The sequence below is a fragment of the Sorangium sp. KYC3313 genome, assembly GCF_052075895.1.
Taxonomy (GTDB): domain Bacteria; phylum Myxococcota_A; class Polyangia; order Polyangiales; family Polyangiaceae; genus Sorangium; species Sorangium cellulosum_B.
Genome location: NZ_CP197255.1, coordinates 6,646,328 through 6,659,149, shown reverse-complemented (window position 1 = coordinate 6,659,149; position 12,822 = coordinate 6,646,328). Strand labels below are relative to the sequence as shown.

Annotated in this window: 8 protein-coding genes; 5 read left to right on the top strand and 3 right to left on the bottom strand. The window is 70.2% G+C overall.

The window, feature by feature from the left end; translation table 11 throughout:
- Positions 1-134: 134 nt before the first annotated feature.
- Complete coding sequence (gene bamA, locus ACSRUE_RS25900) at positions 135-2,780, bottom strand: outer membrane protein assembly factor BamA (protein ID WP_441285929.1); 2,646 nt, start codon at positions 2,778-2,780, stop codon at positions 135-137.
- 310 nt (positions 2,781-3,090) lie between these two features.
- On the opposite strand from bamA, the gene ACSRUE_RS25895 reads away from it, so the two are divergent.
- The 3 genes from ACSRUE_RS25895 to ACSRUE_RS25885 all read left to right on the top strand — a co-directional run bounded on the left by ACSRUE_RS25895 (position 3,091) and on the right by ACSRUE_RS25885 (position 8,402).
- On the top strand, positions 3,091-5,493 hold the full coding sequence (locus ACSRUE_RS25895) for a DNA gyrase/topoisomerase IV subunit A (RefSeq protein WP_441285928.1): 2,403 nt from the start codon (positions 3,091-3,093) through the stop codon (positions 5,491-5,493).
- A 2-nt stretch (positions 5,494-5,495) separates the two neighbouring features.
- Positions 5,496-7,433, top strand: coding sequence for a DNA gyrase/topoisomerase IV subunit B (locus ACSRUE_RS25890; protein WP_441285927.1), 1,938 nt, complete (start codon positions 5,496-5,498; stop codon positions 7,431-7,433).
- Positions 7,434-7,556: 123 nt separating this feature from the next.
- A complete protein-coding gene (locus tag ACSRUE_RS25885) occupies positions 7,557-8,402 on the top strand; it encodes a helix-turn-helix domain-containing protein (protein WP_441285926.1) in 846 nt (281 codons plus the stop codon).
- 85 nt (positions 8,403-8,487) lie between these two features.
- On the opposite strand, the gene ACSRUE_RS25880 is transcribed toward ACSRUE_RS25885, so the two are convergent.
- Positions 8,488-9,306, bottom strand: a complete 819-nt coding sequence (locus ACSRUE_RS25880) for a carbon-nitrogen hydrolase family protein (protein WP_441285925.1) — start codon at positions 9,304-9,306, stop codon at positions 8,488-8,490.
- A gap of 62 nt (positions 9,307-9,368) precedes the next feature.
- Positions 9,369-10,097: a hypothetical protein gene (locus ACSRUE_RS25875; protein ID WP_441285924.1), complete on the bottom strand. Its 729-nt coding sequence runs from the start codon at positions 10,095-10,097 to the stop codon at positions 9,369-9,371.
- Positions 10,098-10,249: 152 nt separating this feature from the next.
- Between ACSRUE_RS25875 and ACSRUE_RS25870 the strand changes: the two genes are divergently transcribed.
- Both ACSRUE_RS25870 and ligA read left to right on the top strand, forming a co-directional pair.
- Positions 10,250-10,735, top strand: coding sequence for an NUDIX hydrolase (locus ACSRUE_RS25870; protein WP_231865014.1), 486 nt, complete (start codon positions 10,250-10,252; stop codon positions 10,733-10,735).
- A 13-nt stretch (positions 10,736-10,748) separates the two neighbouring features.
- Complete coding sequence (gene ligA, locus ACSRUE_RS25865; protein WP_441285923.1) at positions 10,749-12,779, top strand: NAD-dependent DNA ligase LigA; 2,031 nt, start codon at positions 10,749-10,751, stop codon at positions 12,777-12,779.
- The last annotated feature ends 43 nt before the right edge of the window (positions 12,780-12,822 follow it).

Here is a 12,822-nt window from a genome sequence, read left to right as displayed (position 1 = left end):
CGCCCTCCAGGGGCCACGACGCCCGTGGCACGCCATCCAGGACGCTCTGGGGCAGGGTCCGCCCGGTCGCGAACCTGCCCCTGGCAGCCCCCCGGGGAGCGCGTACGTCCCTGCTGCGCCCGCTGGCCGGGGGCTCAGAAGAAGTTACCGATGTTGAACTCGAACTTGTACGTCTCTTCGTAGGGCAGCCGCTTGAACGGGAAGCCCCACTCGAAGCGCAGCGGCCCGAGCGGGGAGAACCACCGGAGCCCGAATCCCCACGAGGTGCGGACGTCGAGGAGGCGCTCGACCGAGAAGCACGGGTTCGTGACGTCGTGCGGCGATGCGGGGGCGGCGTTGCAGTAGAGCTTCTCGAGATTCCAGGCGTTGCCCAGATCCGTGAAGACGACGCCCTTGATCTGCACGGCCTCGAGGAGCGGGAACTCCAGCTCGAGGTTCTGGTAGTACATGAGGTTGCCGCCGATGTTCGCGCCGTTCGCGATGGGCAGCGAGTTCGGATCGAGCGACTCGCGGAGCGGGAGGCGCGGGCCGATGTCCCGGATCTCGAAGCCGCGCACATCGAGGATGCCGCCCAGGAAGAAACGGGCGAAGATCGGCACGCCCTGGGGGTTGGGGCTCGTCACCATGCCGGCCTCGGTGTTCAGCTTGAGGACCAGGCTGTCCGTGATCGGGTAGTAGAACCTCCCCGTGGCGCGGTACCGCAGGAACTCGTTCTCGCTGCCGAACGCGCTGTGGGCGAGCTCCACCGAGCCCTGCAGGTAGATGCCCGAGGTCGGGAAGAGCTGGTTGTTGCGCGTGTCGAAGGTGAGCGCAGGGCGGATGCTCGACGTGAGCCCGGCGTTGAAGAGGTTGTAGAGCGGGAGCCGCTGGAACGAGGCGCGCTCCTCTGCCGTTCCGAGGCCGGTGTTCGTGGCCGACGAGATCTCGTCGTTCTCCAGCGTGTAGGTCAGCTGCGCGCGCAGCTCCGGCTCGATGAGCGGGTAGCCGAGCGTGAGCGAGCCGCCGGTGGAGGTCTGCGAGAACTCCGTGTAGGTCCGCAGCTGGTTGTAGACGCTCACCGACGCGGAGAACGGGCTGTCGAACAGGTACGGCTCGAAGAAGCGGACGTCGATGAGGCGCCGCGATCCGGAGATCTGCGCCTGGAGCGACAGCGACTGGCCGCTCCCGAGCAGGTTCGCCTGCTGGACCTGCGCCGTCGCGATGAAGTTCTCGACGCTCGAGAAGCCCGCGCCGATCTGGAAGGTGCCCGTCGGCTTCTCGCCGATGTCGACGTTGACGTTGATGTGCTGGGGGTCGTCGCCCTGCTCGGTGGAGATGTCGACCCGCTCGAAGTAGCCGAGCGCCGTGATCCGCTGCTTCGATCGCTCCAGCTTCGTCTCGCTGAACAGCCGCCGCTCCTCCACCTCCATCTCGCGGCGGATCACCTTGTCCCGCGTCTTCGTGTTGCCGCGGATCTCGATGCGCCCGAAGTAGACGAGCTGGTTTCTCCGGATGCCGACGGTGATGTCGACCTCGCGCCTGTCCGGGTCGAGCTGGGTGTCAGGCGACGCCTCGACGTTGGCGTAGCCGGCGTCCCGGTAGAGCGTCTGGATCGCGCCGAGATCCTTCGCCAGCTCGGCGCGGTTGAACCAGTCGCCCGGCTTGGCCCGCACCATCTCGCGCAGCGCGCGGCGCCCGCCGAGCGGCTCGATCTCGCGGCCGTCGGCGTCGCGCTCGTAGACGCGGAGCGAGCGGATGCGGAAGCGCGGCCCCTCGTTGATCGTGATCGTGACCTCGATGCCCGTGCGGTCGGGCGTGAGCATCACCCTCGGCGTCGCGACCTGCGCCGCGAGGAAGCCACGATCGTAGTAGAGCGCGTTGATCACGAGGACGTCGCGCTCGAACGCGTCCTGGCGGAACGGACCGCCGGTGCCGAAGGCGAAGAAGCCCCCCTGCCCCGTGATCATGACCTCCCGGAGCTCCTCGTCCGAGATGTTCTGGTTGCCGATGAACGTGATGCGCCGGACGGTGACCGGCGAGTGCTCCTTGATCGTGAACTTGACGGTGACCTGGTTCTCCCGCTCCGGCTTGACCTCGTAGCTGACCTCGGCGAGGAAGAAGCCCTCCTCGGCGTACTTGTCGCGGAGCTTCTGCACGCCGCGCCGGATCGCCGCGTAGCTCAGGATCGTGCCGGTCTTGAGCTCGACCGAGAGCGCCTCGGTGAGGTCCTCGCTGTCGATCTCCTTGTTGCCGGAGAACTCGATGGCCTTGATGTTCGGGCGCTCGCGGACCAGCACCCTCAGGCTCACGCCGTCGTCGCGGCGCGTGAGGTCGACCTCGACGTCGTCGAACAGGCCGGAGTCCCAGAGCTCGCGCACGTCGCGCGCCAGCCCCTCGGGGGTGAACGGCCTGCCGACCCGGGTCTGCCCGAGGTAGACGAGCACGTCCTCGGTCGACACCCGACGGTTGCCGGCGATGGCGACCTGAACGACCGGCTGCCCCCGAGCGAGCTCGGCCTCCGTGGGCGCCAGATGGATCGTCGGCTCGACGGCGTCGGGGGCGACCTGCGCAGGTGTACCGGCGCCAGGCTGGGCTCCCACGGTCGCGTCGGCCGGCGCGGGCGGCTGCGCAGCGCTGGCCGGGGCGGCAGGCGCGGCGCCGCCCCGGGGTGGCTGCGCGCCCGGAGCACCTCCGGGCACCTGAGCTGCCGCGAGCCGGGGCCGTATCGCCGCTACTGCAACGAACACCAGGAAGAGGCCGAGCCAGACGAGCCGCAGCCAGCGGCCGAGAAGGCGAAGCATGGGTCGGGTGCCTGTCGCGTACAAGGCGCCACCCCGTAGCCCAGCGCGCCGTGAGTCTCAAGGGCGGACGCCGAAATCAAGGTGCCGCCGTCAGGTAGCGCTGCGCTGGCCTGTGTTCGGGTCGATCTCGCGGCCATCTGACGCTATGCCAGGGTCCGAACGAGCGCAGGCGAGCACGCGCTGCCAGAAATTCCCGCGAGGCAGCCTTGACCGAGCGCGAACCCCTGGGTAATTGCCGAGGCTCGCCAGCGTTCACCTGAACATCGGAGCACCTGTTCGTCCGGTGCCCGCGCACTCCCTGGAGCATCGCGTGTCTCGAACCCCCTCCCTTCCGTCCGACGGTGACGCGTCCCGCAAGGGCCGCCGTGGCGGCCGGCCCGGTGACAGCGAGCCGCCGCCGCCCCCGGCGCCCGACACCTCGCTCGCCGACGAGGCGCAGCGCCGGTACCTGAACTATGCGCTCAGCGTCATCACGTCGCGCGCGCTGCCCGACGTCCGCGACGGGTTGAAGCCGGTGCAGCGCCGCATCCTCTACGCGATGCTGCACGACCTGCACCTCGGGCCGGACGCGAAGTACCGGAAGAGCGCCGCGGTCGTCGGTGACGTGATGGGCAAGTACCACCCGCACGGCGACGTCGCGATTTACGACGCGATGGTCCGGCTCGCGCAGGACTTCGTGATGCGGGCGCCGCTCATCGCGGGCCACGGGAACTTCGGCTCCGTGGACGGCGATGCGCCCGCCGCGATGCGTTACACCGAGGCGAAGCTCCGGCCCCTGGCGCTGGAGCTGCTCAGCGAGCTCGGCCAGCGCACCGTGGACTTTCGTCCCAACTACGACGGGACCCGCTTCGAGCCGATCGTCCTTCCGTCGCGCTTCCCCAACCTCCTCGTGAACGGCTCGCAGGGGATCGCGGTCGGGATGGCGACGAGCATCCCGCCGCACAACCTGGGCGAGGTGATCGACGCGTGCGTCGCGCTGATCGAGAACCGCGAGCTCACCACGCACCGGCTGCTGTCGTACGTGAAGGGGCCGGATTTCCCCACCGGAGGCCAGCTGCACGCGACGAAGAAGGAGCTCGAGGCCGTCTACACGGCAGGCCAGGGCTCGCTGAAGCTCCGCGGCGAGTGGCAGCAGGAAGAGGGCGACGGCAAGCGCGGCGCCGCTCCGCAGATCGTGATCACCTCGATCCCGTACGGCATCGAGCGGAAGGCGATCGTCGAGAAGATCGCCGAGGTGATCCTCTCCAAGAAGCTGCCGACGCTCGTGGACGTGCGCGACGAGTCGACCGGCGAGGTGCGCATCGTGATGGAGCTCAAGCGCGGCGCCGACGCGCAGCTCGTGATGGCGTACCTCTACAAACAGACGCCGCTCGCGATCAACGTGCAGGTGAACCTCACCTGCCTCGTGCCCACCGACAACGCCGAGATCGCCGCACCGCGGCGGCTCGGTCTGCACGAGATCCTGACGAAGTTCCTCGACTTCCGCTACGCGACGGTGACGCGGCGGCTCGAGTTCGAGCTCGGCGAGCTGAGGCGGCGGATCACGATCCTCGAGGGGTTCGAGAAGATCTTCGACGCGCTCGACGAGGTGATCAGGATCATCCGCAAGAGCGAGGGCAAGGCCGACGCGGCCGAGAAGCTGATGAAGCGCTTCACCCTCAACGAGGAGCAGACGGACGCGATCCTCGAGCTCAAGCTCTACAGGCTGGCGCGGCTCGAGATCCTGCTCGTGCAGAAGGATCTCGGCGAGAAGCGCGCCGAGGCCAAGCGGATCGAAGGGCTGCTCCGGAGCGACGCGAAGCGCTGGGGGATCGTCCGCGACGAGCTCGTCGAGATCAAGGGATCCTACGGCGAGAAGCGCCGCACGAAGGTGGTCGGCTCGATCGACGAGCCCGAGTACCAGGCGGAGGACTTCATCGTGGCCGAGGACGCGAACGTGATCCTCTCGGCGCAGGGCTGGGTGAAGCGGGTCCGCGAGGTGAAGGATCTCGCCTCGACGCGCATCCGCGAGGGAGACAGCGTCCTCGCGGCCGTCGCCGGCTCGACGCGGTCGACTGTCGCGTTCTTCTCGAACCTCGGCGCGTGCTACGTGTGCCGCATCCACGACGTGCCGCAGTCGACGGGCTACGGCGATCCCGTGCAGAAGCTGTTCAAGCTGGCCGACGGCGAGCGGCTGATCGCGCTGATGTCCTTCGATCCGAGGGCGCTCGACGTCCCGGCGCAGACCCCGGACTCCGCCGAGCCGGAGCCGCCCTTCGCGCTGGCGATCACCCGAGGAGGCCTCGGCTTCAGGTTCTCGCTGCGGCCGCACCGCGATCCATCGACGCGCTCCGGGCGCCGCTTCGCCAAGCTGAACGAGGGCGACGAGGTGCTCTTCGTCCACGCGGTGGACGGCGCCGACCGGGTGCTCTGCGCCTCGAGCGACGCCTGGGCGCTCAGCGTGGCCGTGGAGGAGCTCGCGCTGCTCTCCGGCCCGGGCAAGGGCTCCGTCGTGATGCGGGTCGCCGACGGGGAGCGCCTGGTCGGCGCCGCGCTCGCCCTCAGGCCGAGCGACGTGATCACGGTCGAGACAGAGAAGGGCAAGACGCTCGAGATCGCCGCGAGCAAGATCGCCGGCCACCGCGGCACCCAGGGCGAGCCGATCGCACGACGCGACCGCTTCGCCCGCGTGGTGCCGCCGGCCGTCGTCGTACCGACGCTGGAGGTGAGCTGAACATGGCCGCCACGAATCCCCCCGTCCGCGCTGCTTCCGGCGGACGTTACACGGCCGCTGACATCGAGGTGCTCGAGGGGCTGGAGCCCGTCCGCAAGCGCCCCGCCATGTACATCGGCGGCACCGACGCCAGGGGCTACCACCACCTGCTCTGGGAGCTCGTCGACAACGCCGTCGACGAGGCCATCAACGGGCACGCGAAGCGGATCGAGGTGACGCTCGACGCCGATCTCCAGGGCGCCACCGTGACCGACGACGGGCGCGGCATCCCGGTGGACGTCCATCCCAGATACAAGCGCCCCGCGCTCGAGCTCATCTTCTGCACGCTGCACGCAGGCGGGAAGTTCGCGAGCGACAACTACAAGGTCTCGGGCGGGCTCCACGGCGTCGGCTCGAGCGTCGTCAACGCGCTCTCCGAGCTCGTCGAGGTCCGGGTGCTGCGCGACGGGTCCGAGCACCAGCAGACGTTCTCGCGCGGCGCGCCGACCAGCAAGCTCAAGAAGGGCGCGCCCACCCGCAAGCACGGCACGACCATCCATTTCAGGCCCGATCCGGAGATCTTCGGACAGGGCCGGCGCTTCGATCCCGAGACCATCCGCGAGCGCCTGGAGGCCAAGGCGTACCTCCACGGAGGGCTCGAGATCGCGTTCCGCGATCTCTCGTCCGGAGAGTCGATCGAGCTCCTCCACCCGAACGGCATCGCGGACTTCTTGCCGAAGCTGGTCGCCCAGCGCGGCAAGCCGGTGACGCACCCGTCCATCTTCTACGTCGCGCGCGAGGGCGAGATCCGCCTGGAGGCCGCGCTCCAGTGGACCGAGTCGACCGACGAGTACGTGAAGTCGTACGTCAACGGCATCCCGACGCACGCGGGCGGCGCGCACGAGTCCGGCTTCAGCGGCGCGATCGTGAAGGCGGTCCGCGCGTTCATGGACGCGAAGAAGGTCCAGCCGAAGGGGGTCACGCTGACGGCCGACGACATCCGCGAGGGGATCGTGGGTGTCCTGTCCATCTACATCCAGGATCCGCAGTTCCAGGGACAGACGAAGGATCGACTCAACAACGCGGAGGCTGGGCCGGCGGTCGAGGGCATGGTCCGGCCGGCGCTCGAGCAGTGGATGCTCCACAACGGCACGGCCGGCGAGTCGATCGTGGCCCGCGCGATCCTGGCGGCGCGCGCCAGGGAGGCGCGGCGCGAGGCGACCCAGCAGGTCCTGCGCAAGACGCCGGTGTCGCACCGGCTCAACCTGCCGGGGAAGCTCGCCGATTGCGCCTCGACCGATCCGAGCGAGAGCGAGCTCTTCATCGTCGAGGGCGACAGCGCAGGCGGCTCGGCCAAGCAGGGCCGGGACCGCCGGACCCAGGCGATCCTCCCGCTCCGCGGCAAGGTGCTCAACGCGGAGCAGGCCTCGACCTCGAAGGTGCTCGGCAACAAGGAGCTCCAGGACATCGTGAGCGCGCTGGGCTGCGGCTTTGGAAAGGACTTCGACGCCTCCAAGTTGCGCTACGGCAGGATTTTTCTGCTCATGGACGCCGACAGCGACGGCCAGCACATCGCGACGCTGCTGCTGACGTTCTTCTACCGGCACCTGCCCGGCCTGCTCCGCGGCGGGCACGTGTTCCTCGCCCAGCCGCCCCTCTACAGGATCGACGTCGGCAAGGAGACGCACTGGGCGCTCGACGACGCGGAGCGCGACCGGATCCTCGCGAAGCTCCCCAAGACGGCCAAGGCGGATATCTCGCGGTTCAAGGGGCTCGGCGAGATGCCCGCGGAGGACCTCAAGGCGACCACGCTCGACATCCGACGCCGGCGCGCGCTGCGCATCGTGATCGAGGGAGAGATCGAGACCGATCGCATCCTGAACGAGCTGATGGGCAAGGACGCCCAGGCGCGCTTCCGCTTCATCATGGAGCGCGCGCCGAACGCCGAGATCGACGTCTGACATCGATCCCTCGCGCGAGAGGTCGCGGCGACTCCGCGCCTCGCGCGGACGTCGTTGGATGCGGCGCCGCGCTCCAGCATTCATCTGCCCTGACCGCCATGAGCTCGCCGCGAGGATGTCGCGATGCAGGCGACCGCCATGGCGTGCACATCGCGAAGACACAATGTGCCAACCGCGGGTGATCTCTGGCGCCTGTGCCACGTGAACGGCAGGCCACACCCCGTCGGACATCGCGAGCAGGCTGCCGGGCAATCGCGATATTTTGTGCTGCTGAATGCCGATCTACGGGAGCCGAGAGCGATGCGTCAGCTTGCGGCCTGCTGGTTGCAATACGTCGCGCCGGTGGCCGCGATGACCGCGAGGCACCGCCCTTTCACCGCTGGAGAGGTACTCGTGACGACTGCGCTTCCCATCTCGACTCCGATCGCACCCTCCTCGTCCCACAGCATGCCGGCCGCATGTTCCCTGTCGGTTCCGAGCGGCGCGCCAACCGCACGGCCGGCGTCGCTCCCCACGCCTGGCGTCGCTGCGCCGAGCCACAGCGCGCAGCCGCCGCGCGAGCCCGCTGCAGCGACCGGCGCCTCCCGATCCGCGCCACCATCGCCCTCGGCAGTCCCGCTGCCGCGCAGTACCTCGGAGCGGATCCTGCTCGGCCGCGACCGCATCCGCAGCGCCGCGGAAGCAGGCCAGAGGATCCGTTCCTACGAGGTCGCGCTGGACCTCGATCTGTCCGAGTTTCACTTCGCGCGACTCTTCCGCGCCGCCTTCGGGGCATCGCCCCACGTCTATTACGATGAGGTGCGTGCGGAGCGCGCGCGAGCGCTCCTGCATGGGGGGCTAAGCGAGGGAGAGGTCGCCCGCCGCATCGGCTTCCGCAGGCCTGCAGAGCTGCGCGCCCTCCTGTCCAAGCGCGGCAGCACGCCGCCCTCGGCCGGAGAGACGGAGCCGAGCGACGCTTCTGCCGAGTGAGCTGACGGCGGAGATCAAGCCTGCGGAGCGCCGGCACCGCCACCTCCGGTGCGAGGACAAAGTGCTTACCCCCATGACACGACGATCAGAGCCTCCTGTGCGTGAGCGAGGGTAGGTTCGCCCTGACCCGATCGAGGTAGGAGGGGTCGAGCGTCGCCATCGCGATCCCCTCCCCTTCCGAGGCCTGAGCGATCACCTCACCCCACGGATCGATGACGCACGATTTCCCGAACGTCGCCCGCCCGCCAGGATGCTTGCCCCACTGTGCCGCGGCCACGACGTACGCCTGGGCCTCGATGGCCCGCGCGCGGAGCAGGACCAGCCAGTGGTCCTTGCCGGTGAGCAGGGTGAACGCCGCAGGGACGACGATCGCCTCTGCGCCCGCGGACGAGAGCGCGCGGTAGAGCTCCGGGAACCGGACGTCGTAGCAGATCGACAGCCCGAGCTTCACGCCGTCGATCTCGGTGACGACGGGGCGATCCCCGGCGGTCGTCGACGCCGACTCGCGGTACTTCGTCCCGTCGGCGATCTCGACGTCGAAGAGGTGAATCTTCCGGTAGCGCGCGGTGAGCCGGCCGTCGGCCCCGAAGACCGCGCAGGTGTTGTACGGCCGCGCCGGATCGTGCGCGCGTTCGGGGAAGCCGCCGGCCACGATCGTCACCCGGGCGGAGCGCGCCGCGTCGGCGAGACGACGCGCGATCGGACCGCCGCCAGCGTCGAGGTCCTCCGCGATGTTGCGCTTCCCCTCCTCGTTGCCCATGTACGCGAAGTTCTCGGGCAGCACGACCGTCGTCGCCCCACGGCGCGCCGCTTCCACGACGAGCACCTCGACCCGCGCCAGGTTCTCGCTCACGTTCTCCTGGCTGGAGAGCTGAAGGGCCGCCCAGATCACCGGTTTTTCCATGCGGCAAGCCTACCGCACGGGGACCGTGCGTGGACCACGCGCCGACGGGAGCGCAGGGCTCGTCAGGTTCCTCGATCTCCGGACGCTCCCGCAGCGCCACTGGCACCAGCGGCGCCTGCCCCGCCGGCACCCGCTGCCCCGCCGGCGCCAGCGCCACCTGCCCCGCCGGCGCCCGCTGCCCCGCCGGCACCCGCTGCCCCGCCGGCGCCAGCGCCACCTGCCCCGCCGGCGCCCGCGGCTCCACCGCTGCCGTCCACGTCGGCGTGCGCGGCGCACTCGAGCGGCGCGCCGGAGTAGGTGCACCTGGCGCTGCACGCGGCGCACACACAGGCGAGCACCCGCTGGAACATCCGGTGAGCGGCGCCCGCATCGTCCGGGAACACACACGCCGTCTGGCAGGCCTTTTTATGGCCGCACCCCTTGAGGCACAGGCTGATCGGCCTGCACCCAGGCTCCCCGTCGCACGCCGCGAGCTCCGCCTCGCAGCGCCCACCGCGGGACGCATGCTCGTTGAAGCAATCGCCGCAGCGCCCGGCTTCGCCGCCATAGGCCGCGAGGCACTCGCAGACGTTCGCCGGCCCCTCGTCGGCGCCCGCATCGGGCGGCGCTCCCCCGGAGGCGCCCGCGCTGGTGGAGCTGCCCGCCTGAGGGCGCGGCGACGGGAGCCGCTCCTCGGTGCAGCTCGGGAGCGACGCGAGCGCAAGCGCCGCCCCCGAGGCCATCACGCCGCAGAGGACAGCCCAGCCGTACAACCCGACAGGAGCGCGCATCGCCCTCCGCACGATCGCCATGGTGGGGACGAGCGTAGCCTGCCTCTCTCCCGCGACCGAGCCTGAGCCGCACAACTCACGGACGTCCGCAGGATCCGCCGAGGCCGCACGGAACCCTCTCCCGGCGGCGCCCGATCGCTCCTATGCTTTCCCCGCACATCACAAAAATTCTCATGGAAATCGCTCCCCTGTCGCTTTTGCCGCGCTCCGTGCTCGCCCTCGCCAAGGAGGTCGCGCGCGCGCTGCTCCGGCGACCTGTCGTCGGGATCGCCGCCGCCGCTCAGACCGCCGACGGCCGGTGGCTGCTCGTTCGCCGCAGCGACACCGGAACCTGGGCGCTCCCGGGAGGCACCCTGGAATGGGGAGAGACGCTCCGCGACAGCATCGTGCGGGAGCTCGCCGAGGAGGCCGGCGTCACCGAGGTCGAGCTCGGTCGGGTCGTGGGCGTGTACTCGCGGCCTGATCGCGACATCCGCTTCCACGCCGTGACGGTCGTCGTCACCGCCCGGATCGCCGCCCCGACGCGACCTCCGCAAAACCCGCTCGAGATCCGCGAGGCCAGGCTGTTCCGGGAGGACGAGCTCCCGTCCGAGCTCGCGATGGATATGGGGGATCTCTTCGCCGCCGCGCGGCGCGCCGGCGACACAGAGCTCGAGTGAGCCGAGGCAAGCGATGACGCAGGCACACCACGACGACGCCGGAGCGCGCAACGCGCTGCAGGGCGGGCTCGCGACGGATCCGAAGCACAAGGCGAGGATCGAGGAGCTCGCCGAGCGCATCGAGAAATACAGGGCGAGCTACTACGCAGGGCACCCCGAGATCTCGGACGCGGCGTTCGACGCCCTCGAGGACGAGCTCCGCGCCCTCGATCCGGCGCACCCGGTGCTCGCCCGGGTCGGCTCGGCCTCGCTGATCACCGAGTGGGAGAAGGCGCGGCACGAGATCCCGATGGGCTCGCTCAACAAGGTCGTCTCCGAGGACGAGCTCCTGGCCTGGGTCGCCCGGTGCGACGAGATCCTCGTGAAGGACGGGCACGGCGACGGCGGCACGGGCGCCGCGCCGCCGGCGCCGGGCTCCATCTCGAGCGTCGCGGGGGACCTCTTCGTGGCGGAGAAGCTCGACGGCATCTCCATCGAGGTCATCTACAAGGGCGGCAAGCTCGTCGACGCCATCACGCGCGGCGACGGCGAGTGGGGCGAGCGGATCACCGCGAACGTCGCGCGGATGAAGGGGATCCCCTCGCGGATCCGGGAGAAGGGCCGGCTGTCCGTGCGCGGCGAGATCATCCTTCGGCTCTCGGACATGAAGCGCCACTTCCCCGGCGTCACCAGCCCGCGCAACATGGCCGCGGGCGCGGCCAAGCGGTTCGACGGCCAGGGGGCGGAGCACTGCACCGTGCTCTTCTACGATGTCGCCGATCACCTCGAGATCCCGACGTGCCGGGCGCGCTTCGCCTGGCTGCGCGAGCTCGGCTTCGCGACGCCGCAGACCGCGCACGGCAGCGTCGAGGACGTCGTGAAGCTCTACCGGCGCTACTCGAGCGAGCTCCGCGCGAGCCTCGACTACGAGATCGACGGGCTCGTCGTCTACGTGGACTCGCTCCACGTCCAGGGCCTGCTCGGCGACGTCAACCGCCGGCCGCGCGGCGCGGTCGCCTTCAAGTTCGCGTCGCCCGCCAAGGTGACGACGGTCGTGGCGATCCAGTGGGACACCGGGCCGAGCGGCCGCGTCACCCCGGTGGCGATCGTCGAGCCGGTGGAGCTCGCCGGCGCCAACGTCCGGCGCGCTTCCCTGCACAACTCGGCCAACGTGCGGAGCCTCGGCATCGGGGTGGGCGACGAGGTGCTGGTCTCGCGCCGCAACGACGTGATCCCGTACGTCGAGGAGGTCGTCGAGAAGCGCGGCCCCGTCGCCGTTCCTCCGTCGGTCTGCCCGGTGTGCAGCGCGCCGCTCGTCGTCGAGGGCGAGTACCTCCTCTGCCGGAACGCCGCGTGCCGCGCCCTCATCGAGGGGCGCATCCACAACTGGATCGACGCCATCGGCGCGCTGGAGTGGGGCGACAAGCTGATCGAGCAGGTGGTGGCCGCGGGCCTCGTGCGAGAGCCGCTCGACCTCTACAAGCTCACGGTCAAGAGCATCGCCGACCTCGATCGGCGCGGCGAGAAGAGCGCGACGAAGTGCCTGGAGCAGCTGAAGAGCCGCCTCCCGCTCGCGCTGCCGGTGTTCCTCGCGGCGCTCGGCATCGAGGGGTTCGCGATCCAGACCGCGCGGCTGCTCGTGTCGGCGGGGTACACGACGATCGAGAAGCTGCTCGCCGCCGGCGAGGACGAGCTCGCCGACATCCCGGGCCTCGGCGCGATCAAGGCCGCGAGCATCGTTCGAGGGCTGCGCGCCCGCAGCGACGAGATCGGGCGGCTGATCGCCGCCGGCATCGTGCCGGTCGCGCCCGAGGCCGAAGGCCCGCTCGCCGGACTGACGTTCTGCTTCACCGGCGCGGGCGCGCGTCCCCGCGGCGAGCTCACCCACCTCGTCGAGTCGAACGGCGGCCGGGTGCTGAACAGCGTCACGAAGGAGCTCAACTACCTCGTCATCGCCGACGTGGCGTCCACGTCGAGCAAGGCGGTGAAGGCGCGCAAGTACGGTACGAAGCTCATCACCGAGGACGATCTGGACAAGCTCATCGCCGAGCGCCGCGGCGCCTAGGCGGACGCGACCCGCGCGCATGCGGACGCGCCCCTGTGTGGCG

Excerpts from the sequence above, each read along its gene's own strand:
- bamA (WP_441285929.1), bottom strand. The coding sequence starts at position 2,780 with ATGCTTCGCCTTCTCGGCCGCTGGCTGCGGCTCGTCTGGCTCGGCCTC.
- ACSRUE_RS25890 (WP_441285927.1), top strand. The coding sequence starts at position 5,496 with ATGGCCGCCACGAATCCCCCCGTCCGCGCTGCTTCCGGCGGACGTTAC.
- ACSRUE_RS25885 (WP_441285926.1), top strand. The coding sequence starts at position 7,557 with ATGCAGGCGACCGCCATGGCGTGCACATCGCGAAGACACAATGTGCCA.
- ACSRUE_RS25880 (WP_441285925.1), bottom strand. The coding sequence starts at position 9,306 with ATGGAAAAACCGGTGATCTGGGCGGCCCTTCAGCTCTCCAGCCAGGAG.
- ACSRUE_RS25875 (WP_441285924.1), bottom strand. The coding sequence starts at position 10,097 with ATGGCGATCGTGCGGAGGGCGATGCGCGCTCCTGTCGGGTTGTACGGC.
- ACSRUE_RS25870 (WP_231865014.1), top strand. The coding sequence starts at position 10,250 with ATGGAAATCGCTCCCCTGTCGCTTTTGCCGCGCTCCGTGCTCGCCCTC.
- ligA (WP_441285923.1), top strand. The coding sequence starts at position 10,749 with ATGACGCAGGCACACCACGACGACGCCGGAGCGCGCAACGCGCTGCAG.